This is a genomic window from Spiribacter halobius (assembly GCF_020883455.1).
GTDB lineage: Bacteria > Pseudomonadota > Gammaproteobacteria > Nitrococcales > Nitrococcaceae > Sediminicurvatus > Sediminicurvatus halobius.
Genome location: NZ_CP086615.1, coordinates 98,723 through 116,496 on the forward strand (window position 1 = coordinate 98,723; position 17,774 = coordinate 116,496).

Below are 17,774 nucleotides of genomic sequence, written 5' to 3' on the forward strand. Positions count from 1 at the left end.
CGGCGGCCGGCTAGTGAGCGAGCTGTGTCGGGCTCTCGAAGATCAGGTTTTCCATCCAGGCGTAGGCCTCTTCCTGGCCCGGCTGGCTGAAGAGCACCATCAGCACCACCCACTTGAGGGTGTCCAGATCGAGCTCGTCCTCATCCAGCGCCATCATGCGCTCGATGGCCACTTCGCGGCTGGCCGGCGCCAGTATGCCCGCCTGTTCGAGAAACAGCAGGAAGCCGCGGCACTCGGTGTCGAGCTTGCCCGTCTCGGCCTCCGTGAAGATTCGGATGGAGGGCCGGCAGGGGCCGGCGAGCGGCAGCTCGCGGCTGCTGGCCAGGGCATCGAGCCAGTCCAGCGCCTTGCGGATCTCGGTGCGGGTAAACCCGGCATCGAACAGCTCCGACTCCAGATGCTCCCGGTCCGGCTGAACGGCTTCCACATCGTAGAAGTAGTTCTCGAACAGGTACATCAGGACGTCGAAAACGTTTTCTTTCATCCGCGCGCTCGATTGCCGCTGCGTGCGTAACGGCCCCCTTCGACGGCCGTCACGAGCCCCTTCAACTCTAGCCGGAGGAGCATGGAGGAAAGGGCATCGGGCGTCAATGCGGTGCGCTGCAGCAGAGCATCGAAGGGTACCGGGTCGTGACCGAGCGCCTCCAGCAGGCGGTCATAAGCCGGGTCGAATCCGTTCTCCGCCTCCGCGGGCACCGCCTCGGCGGGCGCCGCAACCGCCTCGCCGTCGCCGAGTGGCGGCAGCTCCTCGAGTACATCGCCGGCCGACTCCACCAGCTTGGCGCCCTCGCGGATGAGGGCATGGCAGCCCCGCGCCACCGGGTTGTGGATCGAGCCGGGGATGGCCAGCACCTCGCGCCCCTGCTCCAGCGCGTGCCGGGCGGTGCCCAGCGATCCGCTGCGCACGCCGGCCTCCACCACCAGGACGCCGAGGGCGAGGCCGCTGATCAGCCGGTTGCGCCGCGGGAAGTGCTCGCGCTGCACACCGGTGCCGGTCGGAAGCTCGGTGACCAGCGCCCCCTGCGCCGCGATTTCCCGGGCCAGCGCGGCATGCCGGGCCGGGTACACGCGGTCCGGCCCGGTGGCGGTGACGGCGACGGTCCCGCCACCCCCGGCCAGCGCGCCGCGATGGGCCGCGCCGTCGATGCCGACGGCGAGGCCGCTGGTGATGGTGAGACCGGCGGCGCCGAGATAGCGGGCGAAGGCATGGGCGTTGTCGAGACCGCCGGCACTGGCGTGGCGGGCGCCGACGACGGCGAGCTGAGGTGTGGTCAGCCAGGCCGGATCGCCGGTGATGAACAGCACCGGCGGCGGGTCGGCGAGCTCGGCGAGCTGGCGCGGGTAGCCGGGGTCGCGCAGGGTCAGGATGTGATGCCCCGCCGCGTCCGCCCAGCGCAGATCGGCTTCCGCTCCCGCCTCCGCCGCCCCCGCCTCGCGGTCGGCGGTGCAGATCGGCTCGGGCAGGCCTGCCGCCCGACGCTGGGACTCGCTCGCCGCGAGAAACGCCCCGGGGCTGCCGAAGGCCGCCAGGGCGTGCGCGAAGCGGCGCGGACCGATGCCTGGCAGCCGCCAGAGCACCAGCCAGTCGCGCAGTCCGCGGGTGTCGGTCAGGGGGAGCTCCTCGCCGCCTGCGAGATCAGGGGCTGCGGGCGAGATCGTTGATCCCCATCGCCCGCGAGGCCTCCATGACCAGGCCGAAGCTGAGCTGCTCCGCGGTGCGGAAGATGATGAGCTCGCCGGCCTTCTCGGCGGGCAGAGTCACGATCTCCTCGTCCTCTGCGAAGCGGTCCACCACCTCGCGGCCGCGCTTGAACACCTCCAGCACGTGCCCCGGCTCGAGACCGTCGACGCTGCCGCGGTTGAGGATGACCACATCGTACTGGCCGATCTGGGAGACCCGATCCCGGGCCGAGACGATCACCGCCTCGACGCTGCGCTCCGGCGCGCGGGGCGTGAACTGCGCCTGCAGCTCGCGCTGCTCCGTCACCAGCAGACGGTCACCGGCGCGGATCTCGCGCAGGCTCTCCGCGATACGGAAGGTCGCCGGATCCCCCTCGCGCTCCAGCCGCACCTCGCCCAGGCGCCTCGCCTCGTAGCCCAGCACCTCGCCGGTCTCCGGGTCCTCGATGGCGCCGTGCTCGCGCACCACTGACCAGCCGCGCGCCGGCTCCGCCGGCAGGCCGCGGGCATAGACCGTGTCGCCGCGGGCGCCGAGCACGCGCTCCTCGCCGCCGGCGACGATGTACGGCGCCTCGTCCAGCACCTCCCGGCCGACCACGCGGTCGCCGGTGAGGAAGGGCCGGATGGCGCTGATGGGGATGGTCTGCACCGCCTGATCCAGCGACTGCTCCCGCACCTGGGGCGAGAGCTTGACGGTACCGCCGCCGCGCTGGACCGTGAGTCGTGGCTCGCCGTCCACCACGGTCAGGCGGATGACGTCCCCCGGGTAGATCAGATGCGGATTGTCGATCTCCGGGTTCTCGTACCAGATCTCCGGCCAGTACCAGGGGTCGTTCAGGAAGCGCCCGGAGATGCCCCAGAGGGTGTCTCCCGGCTGTACGGTGTAGCGCTCGGGATGATCGTCGCGCAGGGCATCGCCGTTCTGGGCGAGCGCCGGCGCCACGGCCGCGAATGCCAGCACGCACAGTGCCCGTCGGATGGTGTGTCTGAACATCGACCTTCCCTGTGTGGAGGCTGTAACGGTGGCGGCAACCGCGGCCGGTTGGTTATAGTTGCTTGTTAATTGGCCACTTGAAGACTAGCAGCCGCACGTTGCGAGCCGCAACGCACTGACTATGGCAAAACTCGACATCCTGCAGTATCCCGACCCGCGGCTGCGAACGCGCGCCGAGCGGGTGGCGCGCGTCGACGAGGATGTGAAGCGCCTCATCGACGACATGTTCGAAACCATGTACGAGGCCCCCGGCATCGGTCTCGCCGCCACCCAGGTGGACGTGCACCGCCAGATCATCGTCATGGATCTCTCCGAGGACGGCAGTGAGCCCCGGGTGTTCATCAACCCCGAGATCCTCGGGCGCGAGGGCGAGGACAGCGCCGAGGAAGGCTGTCTGTCGATCCCGGGCGTCTACGATAGCGTGCCGCGGGCCGAGCACGTCCAGGTGCGCGCCCTCGACCGCGACGGCGAGCCCTTCGAGCTCGCGGCCGAGGGCCTGCTTGCGCGCTGCATTCAGCACGAGGTGGACCACCTCGAGGGCCGGCTGTTCATCGACTATCTCTCCGAGCTGAAACGCAAGCGCCTGCGCCGCCGCTTCGAGAAGGCGGCCCGGCAGCGCGGCGGCGCCGCTTCGGGCGCGGTCTGAACGCCTCCGCCATGGCGGCGCCGCCCCGGGTCGTGTTTGCCGGCACGCCGGCCTACGCCGTGCCCGCCCTGCAGCGGCTGCTGGACGGTGTTGCCGAGGTCTGTGCCGTCTACACCCAGCCCGACCGCCCGGCCGGCCGCGGCCGGCGCCTGCTGCCCTCGCCGGTGAAGCAGGCCGCGGAGCAGGCCGGCGTGCCCGTCGAGCAGCCCGAGCGGCTGCGCGATTCGCAGGTGCGGGAGCGGCTCGCCGCCTACGCGCCCGACGTCATGGTGGTGGCGGCCTACGGGCTGATCCTGCCGCCGAAGGTGCTCGCCATCCCCCGCCGCGGCTGTCTCAACCTGCACGCCTCGCTGCTGCCGCGCTGGCGTGGCGCGGCGCCCATCCAGCGCGCCATTCTCGCCGGCGACGAGCGTACCGGCGTGTGCCTGATGCAGATGGAAAAGGGCCTCGACACCGGACCGGTGGTCGCCTGCCGCGAGACGCCCATCACCGGCGACGACACCGCCGGTACCCTCCACGACCGCCTCGCCCGCCTCGGTGCCGAGCTGCTCGCGGCGCATCTGGCGGACTGGTGCGCGGGGCGGCTGGCCGCGACGCCGCAGCCGGAGAGCGGCGTCACCTACGCCGAGAAGATCGACCCCGCCGAGGCCTGGATCGACTGGTCGCAGCCGGCCGCGGCCCTGGCCCGCCAGGTGCGCGCCTTCGAGCCCTGGCCGGTGGCGCGCACGCGCCGTGGCGACGGCGAGCTGCGCCTGCGCATGGCCCGCGCCCTGCCAGCGCCGGCGGATGCGCCGCCGGGCACCGTTCTCGCCGCCACCGCCGATGGCCTCGATGTGGCCACCGGCGAGGGCGTGCTGCGGATCACCCAGCTGCAGGCGCCGGGCCGGCGCGCGCAGCCGGTGGCGGAGTTTCTGCGCGGCCACCGGATCGGGGCCGGTGAGCGCCTCGGCTGACTCCCGGGCCGCCGCGCTGCAGGCGGTGCTGGCGGTGACCGGCGAGGGCCGCTCGCTGGACGTCGCCCTGCCGGCAGCCCTCGCGGGCGTGGCCGAGCGTGAGCGTCCGCTCGCGAGCGCCCTGGCCTATGGTGTGCTGCGCCACCAGCGCCGGCTGGCGGCGCTGCGCGATGGCCTGCTGCAGCGCCCGCTGCGCCCCCGGGACGCCGACGTCGCCGGGATCATCGACCTCGGCCTCTATCAGCTGCTGGAGACCCAGGTCGCGCCTCACGCCGCGGTGGCGGAGACGGTGGCGCTGTGTCGCCAGCGGCGCAAGGCCTGGGCGGTGAAGCTCGTCAATGCCGTGCTGCGGCGCTTCCAGCGCGAGCGCGACCGGCGCGTCGCGGCGGTGGACGCCGACCCGGTGCTGCGCCACTCCTGCCCGGACTGGCTCGACGCCGCCCTGGCCGAGGCCTGGCCGCAAGACCGTCCCGCCCTGCTCGCCAGCCAGAACGCCCGTGCGCCGATGACGCTGCGGGTGAACCGCCGCCGCGTAACGAAGGAGGCGGTGCAGGCCGAGCTCGCCGCCGCCGGTCATCCCGCCGCGCCCGTGCCGGGGCTGCCCGACGCCCTGACCCTGCACGCCCCGGCGGCGGTCACGGCGCTGCCGGGCTTCGCCGCTGGCTCGCTGTCGGTGCAGGACGCCGCCGCTCAGCTCGCCGCCCCGCTGCTTGCCGCCGAACCCGGAGACCGGGTGCTTGACGCCTGCGCGGCGCCCGGCGGCAAGACGGCGCATATCCTGGAGACTGCCGACGTGTCGCTGCTCGCCCTGGACCGGGCCGAGGCGCGCCTGCCGGCGATCCGCGAGACCCTGCAGCGGCTCGGCCTCGAGGCCACGGTGGCGGTCGGCGATGCCGCCCGGCCCGACGACTGGTGGGACGGGCGGCCGTTCCAGCGCATTCTGCTGGATGCGCCATGCTCAGGGACCGGCGTCATCCGCCGCCACCCGGACATCAAATGGCTGCGCCGGCCTGCGGACATCCCCCGCCTCGCCGCGCAGCAGGCGCGGCTGCTGCGCGCCCTCTGGCCGCTGCTCGCCCGTGGCGGGCGGCTGGTCTACGCCACCTGCTCGGTGCTGCCGGTGGAGAACGAGGCCGTGGTGGCCGCGTTCGCCGATGCCACCAATGATGCGACGGCGGAACCCGTGACGCTTCCGGTGGGGCGGGCGCTCGGTTACGGTCGGCAGATCCTCACCGGGGAAGCGGATATGGACGGTTTCTACTACGCGTGCCTGCGCAAGTCCTGACAATGCGGCCGCGGCGTCCGCCTGGCGGCGGACGGCTGCAGCGCTGGCTGCGGGGCGGGCTCTTGGGGGCGATGCTCGCCGCGGCCACTGTTGCCGGCAGGGCCGACGAGGGCGCCTTCAGCGTGCGCGATGGCGAGCTCTCGCGGCGTGACGGTATCGTCTACCTGGACGCCAGGCTCGACTACCGCCTGAGCGATGCCGCGACGGAGGCTATGGAGAACGGCGTGCCGCTGGTGATCGTGCAGGCGGTGCAGGTGACCCGCGAGCGCCTCTGGGGCTGGTGGTGGGATGCCGTCGTGGCCGGGCTCACGCGGCGCCATCGCCTGCAGTATCATGCCCTCAGCCGCCGCTACGTCCTCACCAACCTCAACACCGGCGACAGCCGCAGCTTTCGCACGCTGAACGCGCTGCTGCCGGCGCTCGGCGAGATCGAGGATCTGCCGGTGATCGACAGCGCCCGCCTGCAGCCCGGACAGCGTTACCGGGTGCGGCTCGCCACGCGACTGGATGTCGACGCGCTGCCGCGGCCGCTGCGCACCGTGGCCTATCTGTCCGATGCCTGGGCGCTGGACAGCGGCTGGCGGCAGTGGGAGCTAACGCCGTGAAGCGCTTCCGCCGCGAGGGGCTGTTCCGCATCGGGCTCTGCCTGATGCTGCTGCTGTCGCTGTACCTGCTGACGGCCGCCACCGAGAACTCGGCCCGCTTCGGGCGCCTCTACGTCTGGCTGCTGCTGCTGAACGGCGTCGTGCTGGTGGCGCTGGTGGGGCTTATCAGCCACAACCTGTGGCGCCTGCTGCGGGGGCTGCGGGAGCGCCAGGTGGGCAGTCGCCTCACGGCCCGGCTGATGGCGCTGTTCGTGCTGCTGGCCGTGGTCCCGGGGCTCGTGGTCTACAGCTTCTCCATGCAGTTCCTGCAGAGCGGCGTCGACAGCTGGTTCGACGTGCGCGTCGAGGAGGCCCTGGACGACGCCCTGGCCCTGTCCCAGGCCTCCCTCGACCAGCGCATGCGCGACATGCTCCAGCGCGTGGAGGAGGCGGCGGACGCCCTGGCGGACGTCCCCGACGGCATGGTGGCCCTGACCCTGGGCGATCTGCGGGCGCGCACCGGGGCCTCGGAGCTCACCCTGCTCGGCGACAACGGCCGCATCATCGCCGCCAGCAGCCTGGATACCGAGGACATCCTCCCGCACCGGCCGGAGGACGAGATCCTCCTGCAGCTGCGCCAGGGTCGGCCCTATGTCGGTCTCGACCCGATCGAGAACGCGGGCCTGCACATTCGGGCCCTGGTGCCGGCGCCGAACCCCGACAGCCCCAGCAGCAACCGTGTGCTGCAGGCGCTGTTCCCGGTCTCGCCGCGCATCGACGACCTGGCGGAGGATGTGCAGCAGGCCTTCAGCGAGTACCGCGAGCTCTCCTACCTACGCGAGCCGCTCAAGGACAGCTTCGTGCTGACCCTGTCCCTGGTGCTGCTGCTGTCGCTGCTGTTTGCGGTGTGGTCCGCGTTCTACCTGGCGCGGCGCCTTGTGGCGCCCATCAGCGGGCTGGCCGAGGGCACCCGGGCCGTGGCGGAAGGCGAGTACGGCACCCAGCTCCCCCCGGCCGGCAACGACGAGCTCGGCTTCCTGGTGCGCTCCTTCAACGACATGAGCCGCCGCGTGGCCCAGGTCCGGGATGCCGCCCGGCGCGGGCAGGTGATGGTGGAGGCCCAGCGTGCCTATCTGGAGACGGTGCTCGCGCGGCTGTCCTCCGGCGTGCTGGCGCTGGACCGCGAGGGTGGGCTGCGCACCCACAATCAGGCGGCGGCCACCATCCTCTCCGTGCCCCTCGCCGACGCCGTGGGCCAGCCCCTGAGCGCGCTGGAGGGCGCGCATCCGGACTTTGCCCCGTTCGCCCGGCTGGTGGAGGCGCACCGCGAGGCCGGGGATTCGGAATGGCGCGAGGAGCTCACCCTCGATACCAGCGAAGGCCGGCGCGTGCTCATGTGCAGCGGCGCGGCCCTGCCCGGGGGGCCGAGCAGCGGCGGCCACGTGATCGTCTTCGACGATGTCACCACCCTCATCCAGGCTCAGCGCGATGCCGCCTGGGGCGAGGTGGCGCGGCGCCTCGCCCACGAGATCCGCAACCCGCTCACCCCCATTCAGCTCTCCGCCGAGCGACTGCAGCACAAGTTCGCCGACCGCCTAGACGGCCAGGATGCCGAGTTCCTGGAGCGGGCCACGCGCACGATCATCCATCAGGTGGACACCATGAAGGCCATGGTCAAGGCCTTCTCCGAGTACGCGCGCCCGCCGGTGCTGGACCTGCAGGCAGTGGACCTCAACGCCCTGATCCAGGACGTGGTCGAGCTCTATCGCGGCGAGCGCGAGCAGCCCCAGTTCAGCCTCGCCCTCGACCCGGCGCTGCCGCGCCTGAACGCCGATCCCGGCCGGCTGCGCCAGCTGCTCAACAACCTCATCCGCAACGCCCTGGAGGCGGCGCCGCCGGAGCAGCCCTGCCGGGTGACGCTGGCGACGCGCCGCGGCGAGGGCCGTTACGCCGACCAGGTGGAGCTGCGGGTGCGCGACAACGGCCCCGGATTCTCGGACGAGGTGATGAGCCAGCTGTTCGAGCCCTACGTCACCACCAAGGCGCGCGGGACCGGGCTCGGCCTGCCGATCGTCAAGAAGATCGTCGAGGAGCACAATGGGGTGATATCGGCGCGCAACGTCGCCGGCGGGGCCCAGATCACCGTGCGCTTTCCCGCGCTGGCCGTGCGCGGCCTGGCGGCGGGCGGGCGCCGTGCCGGTTCAGGGGAGCGGACATGACCACGAGCCATGTTCTGGTGGTGGACGACGAGCCGGACATCCGCGAGCTCGTCCAGGAGATCCTCGAGGATGAGGGCTACGAGGTGGCTACCGCCGACAGCGCGGCGGCCGCCCGCCAGGCGCGTCGCCGCCGGCGGCCGGACCTGGTGCTGCTGGACATCTGGATGCCCCACGAGGACGGCATCACCCTGCTCAAGGAGTGGGCCGGCGAGCACGGGCCCGACTTCCCGGTGGTGATGATCTCCGGCCACGGCACGGTGGAGACGGCAGTGGAGGCGACCCGACTCGGGGCCGTGGACTTCGTCGAGAAGCCCCTGTCCATGGGCAAGCTGCTGGTGACGGTGCAGGAGGCGCTGGCCCGCGGGCGGCGCAGCGGTGTCGCCGCGAGCCAGGCGGTGATCGAGCCGGTGGGCCACAGCCAGGTGATGCGCGGCCTGCGCGAGCGCGCCGCGCGGGTGGCGGCGAGCGACAGCTGGGTGCTGATCTCCGGCGAGGCCGGCAGCGGGCGCAAGTGCCTCGCGCGCTACCTGCACAGCCTGAGCCCGCGCGCCCAGGGCCCGCTGGTGGAGCTCGCCGCCGGCGCCATCGCGGGGGATGGGGCGGCAGAGGAGCTCTTCGGGCGCGAGCGTCCGGGGACGCCGGAGCATCCCGGGCGGCTCGAGGCAGCCCGCGGCGGCACGCTCATCCTGGACGAGGTGGCAGACCTGGACGCCGAGGCGCAGACCCGGCTCATCTCGGCCATCGAGGCCGGGCGCTTCCAGCGCGTGGGCGGCACCGCGGAGATCGCCCTGGATCTGCGGCTGATCGCCCTCACCCGCCACGATCTGGCCGAGGAGGTGCGCGCCGGGCGCTTCCGCGAGGACCTCTACTACCAGCTGAGCGTGGTGCCGATGGAGATGCCGCCGCTACGCCAGCACGTGGAGGATATCCCGGAGCTGCTGAGCTTCTACGTGGATCGGCTGGTGGATCAGGAGCACCTGCCCTACCGGCGGTTCTCGGTGGCGGCGCAGAACCGGCTACGCAACCATGCCTGGCCGGGCAACGTGCGCGAGCTGCGCAATCTGGTGCAGCGCCTGCTGGTGCTGGGCGAGGGCGTCGAGATCGGCGTGGACGAGGTGGAGCGCGCCCTCGGCGAGACCACCGCCGAGGGCGAGTCCGGCAGCGAGTGGCCACCGGAGCTCTCCCTCGACCTACCCCTGCGCGAGGCCCGCGAGGCCTTCGAGCGCACCTACCTGCAGCACCAGCTGAAACGCGCCGAGGGCAGCGTCGCCCAGCTCGCGCGCCTCACCGGCATGGAGCGCACCCATCTCTACCGCAAGCTCCGCGCGCTGGGCATCGATCCGAAGGAGGGGGCGTGAGCGCTTTGCGCTCACCAGTTCAAGGTTCTCGGTTCAAAGTTCAAAGTTAAGGGGGGACGTTCAGGGTTCTCAGTTCACAGGTCAAAGACCGTCGCCGCCAGGCACTGCGCGCTACCACTGCCGGAGCGGGAACGGGCCTTCACGGCTTCGGTCTTTGAACCTTGAACTTTGAACTTGGAACTCTCGCGAAGCGAGCGCATGAAAATCATCATCCTGGGCGCTGGTCAGGTCGGAAGCACTGTGGCTCAGAACCTGACCAGCGAAGACAACGACATCACCGTGGTGGATACCGATGCCGGGGTGCTGCAGGAGCTGCAGGACCGGCTCGATCTGCGCACGGTCACCGGCAGTGCCACCTATCCGGACGTGCTGGTCCGCGCCGGGGTCGATGACGCGGACATGATCATCGCCGTCACCGACTCCGACGAGGCGAACATGGTCGCCTGCCAGGTGGCGGACACTATGTTCCACACGCCCACCAAGATCGCCCGCGTGCGCGCGGTGGAGTATCTCGCCTGCCCGCAGCTGTTCTCCCCCGACGCCCTGCCCATCGACGTGCTGATCAGCCCCGAGCAGCTGGTCACCCAGTACGTCAAGCGCCTGATCGAGCATCCCGGCGCACTGCAGGTGCTGGACTTCGCCGACGGCAAGGTGCGCCTGGTGGGCGTGCGCGCCTACTACGGCGGGCCGCTGGTGGGTCAGGAGCTGCGCACGCTGCGCGAGCACATGCCGGGGGTGCAGACCCGCGTAGCCGCGATCTTCCGCCGCGGCAGCGCCATCATCCCGGAGGGTGACACCGTCATCGAGGCGGGCGACGAGGTGTTCTTCGTCGCCGCGCGCAAGAACATCCGCGCGGTGATGAGCGAGCTGCGGCGGCTGGAGAAGCCGGTCAAGCGCCTGATGCTCGCCGGCGGCGGCAACATCGGCAAGCGCCTCGCCCAGGCCATGGAGGGGCGCTACCAGGTGAAGATCATCGAGCGCAGCCTGCCGCGCTGCCGCGCCATTGCCGACGACCTCAAGAAGACCATCGTCCTGCGTGGCGACGCCGCCGACGAGGACCTGCTGCTCGAGGAGAACATCGAGAACACGGACGTCTTCTGCGCGCTCACCAACGACGACGAGGCCAATATCCTCTCCGCCATGCTCGCCAAGCGCCGCGGCGCGCGGGTGGTGATGGCGCTGATCAACCGCCCGGCCTACGTCGATCTGGTGCAGTCCAGCGAGGACATCGACGTCGCCATCTCGCCGCAGCAGGCGACCATCGGCAGCCTGCTGGCGCACATCCGCCGCGGTGACGTGGTCAACGTGCACAGCCTGCGCCGCGGCGCCGCCGAGGCCATCGAAGCCATTGCCCACGGCGATGCCGGCAGCTCCTCGGTGGTGGGGCGGCGCATCGACGAGATCCGCCTGCCGCGGGGTACCACCATCGGCGCCATCGTCCGCGGTGACCAGGTGCTGATGGCGCATCACGACACGGTCATCGAGCCCGAGGACCACGTCATCCTGTTCCTGGTGGACAAGAGCCGCCTCGCCGATGTCGAGAAGCTCTTCCAGGTGGGCGTGACGTTTATCTAAGAGTCTACGGCGCAGACTCCCGGCCCGGATGTCTCACCGATCCGCGCCCGCAGCCGCGAATCGGTGAGACATCCGGGCTAGACTGCGACGCTCATCAAACCGCGCCCGCCGCCGTTGTGCAGTAAAAGGCGCGGGCCAGACATGGAGCCGGTGAATGCATCTCGACGCCGTCCAGCGTGTGCTCGGCGTGCTGCTGATGGTGTTCAGCATCACCATGCTGCCGCCGGCGCTGGTGTCGCTGGCGGCGGGTGATGGCGTCTACGAGGCGTTCCTGATCACCTTCGCGGTGCTGCTGGCCATGGGCGGCCTGCTCTGGCTGCCGGTGCGCCGCTCGCGCCGGGAGCTGCGCACGCGGGACGGCTTCTTCATCGTCGCCATGTTCTGGATCGTGCTCGGCGCTGCCGGCGCCCTGCCGCTGCTGATCGACCAGGAATCGACGCTGGCGCCGGTGGACGCCCTGTTCGAGAGCATTTCGGGGCTCACCACCACCGGGGCGACGGCCATCGTCGGCATCGACGATCTGCCGCTGTCGGTCCGCTACTACCGCCAGCAGCTGCAGTGGCTCGGCGGCATGGGGATCATCATCCTCGCGGTGGCCATCCTGCCCATGCTCGGCATCGGCGGCATGCAGCTCTATCGCGCAGAGCTTCCGGGGCCGGTGAAGGACGCGAAGCTCACCCCGCGCATCGCGCAGACGGCGAAGGCGCTCTGGTACATCTACATCGGCCTGACGGTGGTCTGCGCCCTGGCCTACTGGCTTGCGGGCATGACGCCCTTCGATGCCGTGGGCCATGCCTTCAGCACCATCGCCACCGGTGGTTTCTCCACCCACGACGAGAGCATCGGCTACTTCGACAGCCCACTGATCCAGATGATCGCCGTGGTGTTCATGCTCATCTCGGCGGTCAACTACTCGCTGCATTTCATGGTCTGGCGCCGCCGCAGCACCGAGCCCTGGCGCAGCGACCCGGAGCTGCGCGTGTTTCTGGGCGTGGTGGTGGTCATGACCGTGCTGATCCTGGGCGGGCTGCTGATCTACCAGGCCGCCCACGACCTGCCCCGGGGGGAGACCTGGCATCACGCCATCTTCCAGGTGGTCTCCTTCGCCACCACCACCGGCTACACCAGCGTGCCCCACTACACCTGGCCCGCGTTCCTGCCCGTGCTGCTGCTGTTCCTGGCCTTCATGGGGGGCTGCGCCAACTCCACCTCGGGCGGGCTCAAGGTGGTGCGCGTGCTGCTGCTCTGGCGGCAGGGCTCGCGCGAGATCATGCGGCTGATCCACCCCCAGGCGCAGATTCCGGTGAAGATCGGCGCCCGCCCGGTGAACGAGCGGGTGATCGACGCGGTGTGGGGGTTCTTCGCCACCTACGTGGTGCTGTTCACCGTGCTGATGCTCACCCTGATGGCCATGGGGCTTGATCAGGTCACGGCCTTCTCGGCCACGGCCTCGGGCCTCAACAACCTCGGCCCTGCCCTCGGCGACGTCGCCGCCAACTTCGCCGCCGTCGGCGCCGGCCCCAAGCTCGTGATGTGCGTGGCGATGATCATGGGGCGGCTGGAGATCTTCACCCTGCTCGTGCTGTTCACCCCCGCCTTCTGGCGCCGCTGAGGCGGCGCCGGAAGGCGGGGGTGAGTGGCAAGTGGCAAGTGGCAAGTGGCAAGTTGAAGACGGGACGACCTACAGGCGCCAGCGCGCGCGGGGAAGGTTTGCTTCGATCTTGCAACTTGCAACTTGCAACTTGCAGCTCGCGACTTGCCACTTTGAACTCGACCGCTCCCGCCTCCATGGTCGAGATCATGGGACGGACCACCACAGGCTTATGAACATAGAGGCGCTGGAAAAAATGATCGCCCGCGGGCAGGACAGCGCCATGCTGCGGCTGACGCTGGGTAATGCCTACGCCAAGGCCGGCGATGCCGAGGCGGCGATCGGGCATCTGCGTCAGGCGGTGGCGCTGGATCCGGGCTACTCGGCGGCCTGGCGGGCGCTTGGCAGGCTGCAGCTGCGGGGTGGCGACGAGGCCGCCGCCCTCGAGACATTCCGGCAGGGGCTCGCCGCAGCCCGGGAGAAGGGCGACATGCAGGTGGTGCGCGAGCTGGAGGTGCGGGTGCGGCGGCTGGAGGGGAAGTCGAGGGACGAGTAGGACCGGCCGTGCCAGCGGTCCCTGGGACCGGCTGGCACGAAGCGGCGGCCGGTAGGAGGCGTGCCTTCACGCGGAAATCGTCCTTGTCCCATTGCATGGCGCCCCGGTGATTCGCGGCGAGGGCGCCGCGTGTGCCGGTTTCACGGCCTCCTCGGCGACGCTCGACCGGCGGCGGGGTGATGCGCACCCGTCGCCAGCGAACGGTGCCGTCTACACTTGCGAGGGCGGGATACCCACCTCACGAACATTCCTGGGAGGAACAACCATGAGCTGGCAGAAGCAGACCGAGGAAATGATCTCCGGCTGGACGGCTACGCAGCGTCGCCTCTGGGACAACTGGATGGAGGCGGTGAAGGGCGTCGCGCCTGGCGCCGAGCAGTGGCAGCAGGAGTACCACAAGCACCTGGACAACTGGGAGCAGGCGGTGCGGGAGGCGCTGTCCCGCCAGCAGGAGCTGGCCGGCTCGTGGCGCCTGCCAATGGCGGACGATGCCGCCGGCCGCGAGGCGGCCGAAGCGTGGATGACCCGTGCCCAGGAGATGATGCGCACCTGGACGGAGACCCAGATGAAGCTCTGGGAGGGCTGGGTCCAGAGCATGGGGCGCGTGGAGGGCGGCAAGCCCGACGCTGCCTGGGAGGAGCACGCCAAGCAGGTGATGAACGCCTGGCAGGAGGCGGCGAACCATGCCCAGCAGGCGCTGGCCGAGTGGAGCCAGAGCGTGGGCAGTGTCCCGCCAGGCGGCGGCAGTGGCGGCAGCGGCAGCGGTAGCAGCAGCGGTGGTGGTCAGAAGTCCAAGCGCAGCGGCGGCAGCCGCAGTGGCGGCTCGGGCCGCGGCGGCTCGGGCAGCGGCGGGAGTTCCGGCTCGGGCGGCAGCGGCGCCCGCTCCGGCAAGTCATCCTGAAGCCCCGAAGCCGAAGCCGAAGCCGAAGCCGAAGCCGAAGCCGGAGCCGGAGCCGGAGCCGGAGCTCGAAGCCGGAGCCCGGGCACCTGGCTCCGGCTTGGGCAGGCCGCCCATCGCCAGCCGTGACAGCGTCGCGGCGCTGCCCGGCAGCGCGCAAGCCAGGGACCGGATAAAAGAACCGATCCTGATTACGCATATTGCTCAGCCATAGTTGTCGGTCGCGTATCCGCGGTGCCGCGAGCGGGTTGGAGGCCGTGCCGGGGGTGACGCGGGGCGGGAGCGTCCCGGACACGCCGTGAATCCGTCCCTGGAGGCTCGTAGGCGAGGTCCCTCTCGCCTACGGTCCCGGGCGCTCCCACCCCGCCCCGCATCGCAGACGTGGGTGGCGTCTTCCGCGACGGGAAGGCTGTCGGGAAACCCGTAGGTATGTTGGCGTCGGGGACGTAATCAGGAATAAAAAAATGCCGGCCCTATCCCTGGGCCGGCTGATGGTCTTCCCGAGTGGAACGCGCGATACCGGCGCCCATATAGGGCGGGGGGCAGGGGCCGGTATCGTCTTACGAGGTTCCTGTTCTGGCCGGGTCGTCCCTGATCCGGCGCGGACGCTTTCCCGCGAACGCAACGCTAGTCTCTCACCCTGATGTCGGTCTGGCTGTCGGCTACCGCCGACAGCTTTTGTAGGAAATGGCTTACACGCTCCAGGGCTCGAGGGACGGAGGTGGTCATGATCGGACTGTTGCAGCGGGTCAGCGAGGCAAGCGTGCGTGTCGGCGGTGAGACCGTCGGCGCCATCGGCCCGGGGCTGCTGGTGCTGGTGGGGGTGCAGCGCGGTGACGACGAGCGCGCCGCTGCACGGCTTCTGGAGCGCCTGCTCGGCTATCGGGTGTTTCCGGATGCGGCCGGGCGGATGAATCTCTCCCTGGCCGATACGGGGCACGGGCTGCTGCTGGTGCCGCAGTTCACGCTGGCGGCGGACACCCGCAAGGGGACCCGCGCGAGCTTTACCCCGGCGGCCCCGCCGGCGGAGGCCGAGCGCCTCTTCACCGTGCTCGCCGAGCGCGCCCATGCCGCCCATGCCCCGGTGGCCGCGGGGCGCTTCGGCGCGGACATGCAGGTCAGCCTCGTCAACGACGGCCCGGTCACCTTCTGGCTCGAGGCCCCGCCGCGACCTTGATGGGTTGCCCAAAGGCGAACCTGTGGCGACTCGCCGGGCTTCGGGGTGTTCAACACAACGACACAACGAGCACAACGGTGCACAACGTCCAAGAGTGTCTGTCGCCAGCCTTCATCACGTTGTGCTCGTTGTGTCGTTGTGTCGTTGTGTTTATCCAGCCGCCCAAGACGATAGGCACGTGACTCCCTGCGTCATGGGCTGCGTGCTATCCTCCGCGCGTCATTTGCCGGGACGGGGCCCGCATGGCCGATCGCACCGCCACCATCGAGCGTCGCACGCTGGAGACCGGGATCCGGGTCCGGCTCGCGCTGGACGGCACCGGGCAGTCGGATATCGACACCGGGCTGCCGTTCTTCGATCACATGCTGGACCAGGTGGCGCGCCATGGGCTGCTGGACCTGGAGATCGCCGCCGCGGGTGACCTGGAGATCGACGGCCATCACACGGTCGAAGACGTCGGCATCTGCCTCGGTCAGGCCTTCGCCGAGGCCCTTGGCGACAAACGCGGGCTGACCCGCTACGGGCACGCCTACTGCCCGCTGGACGAGGCCCTCGGCCGGGTCGTGCTCGATCTCTCCGGCCGCCCCGGCCTGCAGTTCCATGCCGAGTTTCCGCGCGAGCGCATCGGCGCCTTCGAGACCGAGCTCACGCGGGAGTTCTTTCAGGGTTTCGTCAACCACGCCGCGGTGACCCTGCACGTGGACAGCCTCCGCGGCGAGAATGCGCATCATATCGCGGAGACCCTGTTCAAGGCCTTCGGGCGGGCGCTGCGCGTGGCCTGCACCCGCGACCCGCGCCTCGGGGACGCCACGCCTTCCACCAAGGGGGCCCTCTGAACGGGGCCTGCCGGGAGCACGCGGCATGAGCGTGGCAGTGATCGACTACGGCATGGGCAACCTGCGCTCGGTGGCGAAGGCGCTGGAGCACGTCGGCGCGCGCCAGGTGCGCATAACCGACGATGCCGACGCCATCGCCGGGGCCGAGCGCGTGGTCTTCCCCGGTCAAGGGGCGGTGCGCGACTGCATGAGCGCGCTACAACGGCACGAGCTGGTGGACGTCATCCGCGCGGCCATCACGGCGCGGCCGTTCCTCGGTGTGTGCATGGGCATGCAGGCGCTGATGACGCGCAGCGAGGAGAACGAGGGTGTCGCGGCGCTGGACGTCTTCCCCGGCGAGGTGCGCCATTTCCGCCGCCTCACCGGCGGCGATCCGACGCTGAAGATCCCGCACATGGGCTGGAACGGCGTGCGTCAGGTCCGGTCCCATCCGTTGTGGGCCGGGGTGGCGGATGGCGAGCGCTTCTACTTCGTGCACAGCTACTTCGTCGCGCCCGAGGAGGACGCGCTCACCCTCGGGACCAGCGACTACGGCGCGCCGTTCGCCGCGGTCATCGGCCGCGGCAACGTGTTCGCCACCCAGTTCCACCCGGAGAAGAGCCAGCAGGCCGGCCTGCGGCTGCTCGCCAACTTCCTGGCGTGGGACGGCACCGACTGATCGCCGCGACGACTGAGGACGCAATGCTGCTGATACCCGCCATCGATCTGAAGGACGGCAAGTGCGTGCGCCTGCGCCAGGGGCGCATGGATGACGAGACGATCTTCTCCGACGATCCGCTGGCGGTGGCGGAGCAATGGATCGCCGCCGGCAGCCGCCGGCTGCACCTGGTAGACCTGAACGGCGCCGTGGCCGGCTTCCCGGTGAATGCGGACATCATCGGCCGTATCGCCGAGGCGTATCCGGACGTCGAGATCCAGGTGGGCGGCGGCATCCGCAGCTTCGACGTCATCCAGACCTATCTCGACGTCGGCGTGGACTACGTCATCATCGGTACCCAGGCGGTGCGGGCGCCGCACTTCGTCGACGATGCCTGCCTGGAGTTTCCCGGGCACATCATCGTCGGCCTCGATGCGAAGGAGGGCATGGTGGCCACCGACGGCTGGTCGAAGGTGTCCTCGCGCTCGGCCGCGGAGATGGCGCAGCGCTTCGAGGAGGCCGGCGTGGAGGCGATCGTGTTCACCGACATCGGCCGCGACGGCATGATGCGGGGCGTGAACGCCGAGGCGACGGCGAAGCTCGCCCGCGCCATCGAGATTCCGGTGATCGCCTCCGGCGGGGTGAGCAGCATGGAGGACGTGCGCGAGCTCTGCGCCGTCGCCGGCGACGGCGTCATGGGGGCCATCGTCGGGCGGGCGCTCTATGAGGGCAGCCTCGACCTCGCCGAGGCCCAGCGCCTGGCCACTGAGCTCTGCGCGGCCTGA

At 70.6% G+C, this 17,774-nt stretch carries 17 protein-coding genes; 14 read left to right on the forward strand and 3 right to left on the reverse strand.

The genetic code is table 11. The features are described from left to right. Positions 1-10 precede the first annotated feature (10 nt). Genes LMH63_RS00410 through LMH63_RS00420 form a run of 3 tightly spaced genes read right to left on the reverse strand, consistent with a single transcriptional unit; the run spans position 11 to position 2,674 of the window. Positions 11-484, reverse strand: coding sequence for a Smg family protein (locus tag LMH63_RS00410; RefSeq protein ID WP_109679262.1), 474 nt, complete (start codon positions 482-484; stop codon positions 11-13). After that, positions 481-1,578: a DNA-processing protein DprA gene (gene dprA, locus LMH63_RS00415; RefSeq protein ID WP_229332675.1), complete on the reverse strand. Its 1,098-nt coding sequence runs from the start codon at positions 1,576-1,578 to the stop codon at positions 481-483. The genes LMH63_RS00410 and dprA overlap by 4 nt, the downstream gene beginning before the upstream one ends. A 58-nt stretch (positions 1,579-1,636) precedes the next feature. Next, on the reverse strand, positions 1,637-2,674 hold the full coding sequence (locus LMH63_RS00420; protein ID WP_109679264.1) for a LysM peptidoglycan-binding domain-containing protein: 1,038 nt from the start codon (positions 2,672-2,674) through the stop codon (positions 1,637-1,639). 121 nt (positions 2,675-2,795) lie between these two features. On the opposite strand from LMH63_RS00420, the gene def reads away from it, so the two are divergent. From def to hisA, 14 genes are all read left to right on the forward strand, one after another. Further along, entirely contained in the window at positions 2,796-3,320 is a 525-nt protein-coding gene (def, locus tag LMH63_RS00425; protein ID WP_109679265.1) for a peptide deformylase, read from the forward strand. Positions 3,321-3,331: 11 nt separating this feature from the next. Continuing rightward, the gene (fmt, locus tag LMH63_RS00430; protein WP_109679266.1) at positions 3,332-4,273 is read left to right on the forward strand and encodes a methionyl-tRNA formyltransferase; all 942 of its coding nucleotides are present in this window, start codon (positions 3,332-3,334) and stop codon (positions 4,271-4,273) included. Next, positions 4,257-5,558 carry a 16S rRNA (cytosine(967)-C(5))-methyltransferase RsmB gene (gene rsmB / locus LMH63_RS00435; protein WP_109679267.1) on the forward strand — a complete coding sequence of 434 codons (1,302 nt, stop codon included), beginning with the start codon at positions 4,257-4,259 and terminating at the stop codon, positions 5,556-5,558. Before fmt ends, rsmB begins: the two co-directional genes overlap by 17 nt. A 2-nt stretch (positions 5,559-5,560) precedes the next feature. Next, positions 5,561-6,163, forward strand: a complete 603-nt coding sequence (locus LMH63_RS00440; protein WP_109679268.1) for a DUF4390 domain-containing protein — start codon at positions 5,561-5,563, stop codon at positions 6,161-6,163. A 44-nt stretch (positions 6,164-6,207) separates the two neighbouring features. Next, entirely contained in the window at positions 6,208-8,361 is a 2,154-nt protein-coding gene (locus LMH63_RS00445) for a sensor histidine kinase (RefSeq protein ID WP_109679291.1), read from the forward strand. After that, a complete protein-coding gene (locus LMH63_RS00450; RefSeq protein ID WP_109679269.1) occupies positions 8,358-9,719 on the forward strand; it encodes a sigma-54-dependent transcriptional regulator in 1,362 nt (453 codons plus the stop codon). Before LMH63_RS00445 ends, LMH63_RS00450 begins: the two co-directional genes overlap by 4 nt. Positions 9,720-9,917: 198 nt before the next feature. Beyond that, positions 9,918-11,294: a Trk system potassium transporter TrkA gene (trkA, locus tag LMH63_RS00455; RefSeq protein WP_109679270.1), complete on the forward strand. Its 1,377-nt coding sequence runs from the start codon at positions 9,918-9,920 to the stop codon at positions 11,292-11,294. Positions 11,295-11,448: 154 nt separating this feature from the next. Beyond that, positions 11,449-12,906, forward strand: coding sequence for a TrkH family potassium uptake protein (locus LMH63_RS00460; protein WP_109679271.1), 1,458 nt, complete (start codon positions 11,449-11,451; stop codon positions 12,904-12,906). Positions 12,907-13,117: 211 nt separating this feature from the next. Further along, positions 13,118-13,441, forward strand: a complete 324-nt coding sequence (locus LMH63_RS00465) for a tetratricopeptide repeat protein (protein ID WP_109679272.1) — start codon at positions 13,118-13,120, stop codon at positions 13,439-13,441. 265 nt (positions 13,442-13,706) lie between these two features. Then, a complete protein-coding gene (locus tag LMH63_RS00470) occupies positions 13,707-14,342 on the forward strand; it encodes a hypothetical protein (RefSeq protein WP_199225695.1) in 636 nt (211 codons plus the stop codon). Positions 14,343-15,066: 724 nt separating this feature from the next. Beyond that, positions 15,067-15,516 (forward strand): D-aminoacyl-tRNA deacylase, encoded by a 450-nt coding sequence (gene dtd, locus LMH63_RS00475; protein WP_109679273.1) that lies wholly within the window; start codon positions 15,067-15,069, stop codon positions 15,514-15,516. Positions 15,517-15,758: 242 nt separating this feature from the next. Then, on the forward strand, positions 15,759-16,352 hold the full coding sequence (gene hisB, locus LMH63_RS00480; protein WP_109679274.1) for an imidazoleglycerol-phosphate dehydratase HisB: 594 nt from the start codon (positions 15,759-15,761) through the stop codon (positions 16,350-16,352). A gap of 25 nt (positions 16,353-16,377) precedes the next feature. After that, positions 16,378-17,010, forward strand: coding sequence for an imidazole glycerol phosphate synthase subunit HisH (gene hisH / locus LMH63_RS00485; protein WP_109679275.1), 633 nt, complete (start codon positions 16,378-16,380; stop codon positions 17,008-17,010). Positions 17,011-17,033: 23 nt separating this feature from the next. Further along, entirely contained in the window at positions 17,034-17,774 is a 741-nt protein-coding gene (gene hisA, locus LMH63_RS00490) for a 1-(5-phosphoribosyl)-5-[(5-phosphoribosylamino)methylideneamino]imidazole-4-carboxamide isomerase (protein ID WP_109679276.1), read from the forward strand.

Excerpts from the sequence above, each read along its gene's own strand:
- LMH63_RS00410 (WP_109679262.1), bottom strand. The coding sequence starts at position 484 with ATGAAAGAAAACGTTTTCGACGTCCTGATGTACCTGTTCGAGAACTAC.
- LMH63_RS00420 (WP_109679264.1), bottom strand. The coding sequence starts at position 2,674 with ATGTTCAGACACACCATCCGACGGGCACTGTGCGTGCTGGCATTCGCG.
- def (WP_109679265.1), top strand. The coding sequence starts at position 2,796 with ATGGCAAAACTCGACATCCTGCAGTATCCCGACCCGCGGCTGCGAACG.
- fmt (WP_109679266.1), top strand. The coding sequence starts at position 3,332 with ATGGCGGCGCCGCCCCGGGTCGTGTTTGCCGGCACGCCGGCCTACGCC.
- LMH63_RS00440 (WP_109679268.1), top strand. The coding sequence starts at position 5,561 with ATGCGGCCGCGGCGTCCGCCTGGCGGCGGACGGCTGCAGCGCTGGCTG.
- LMH63_RS00445 (WP_109679291.1), top strand. The coding sequence starts at position 6,208 with ATGCTGCTGCTGTCGCTGTACCTGCTGACGGCCGCCACCGAGAACTCG.
- LMH63_RS00450 (WP_109679269.1), top strand. The coding sequence starts at position 8,358 with ATGACCACGAGCCATGTTCTGGTGGTGGACGACGAGCCGGACATCCGC.
- trkA (WP_109679270.1), top strand. The coding sequence starts at position 9,918 with ATGAAAATCATCATCCTGGGCGCTGGTCAGGTCGGAAGCACTGTGGCT.
- LMH63_RS00460 (WP_109679271.1), top strand. The coding sequence starts at position 11,449 with ATGCATCTCGACGCCGTCCAGCGTGTGCTCGGCGTGCTGCTGATGGTG.
- LMH63_RS00465 (WP_109679272.1), top strand. The coding sequence starts at position 13,118 with ATGAACATAGAGGCGCTGGAAAAAATGATCGCCCGCGGGCAGGACAGC.
- LMH63_RS00470 (WP_199225695.1), top strand. The coding sequence starts at position 13,707 with ATGAGCTGGCAGAAGCAGACCGAGGAAATGATCTCCGGCTGGACGGCT.
- dtd (WP_109679273.1), top strand. The coding sequence starts at position 15,067 with ATGATCGGACTGTTGCAGCGGGTCAGCGAGGCAAGCGTGCGTGTCGGC.
- hisB (WP_109679274.1), top strand. The coding sequence starts at position 15,759 with ATGGCCGATCGCACCGCCACCATCGAGCGTCGCACGCTGGAGACCGGG.
- hisH (WP_109679275.1), top strand. The coding sequence starts at position 16,378 with ATGAGCGTGGCAGTGATCGACTACGGCATGGGCAACCTGCGCTCGGTG.
- hisA (WP_109679276.1), top strand. The coding sequence starts at position 17,034 with ATGCTGCTGATACCCGCCATCGATCTGAAGGACGGCAAGTGCGTGCGC.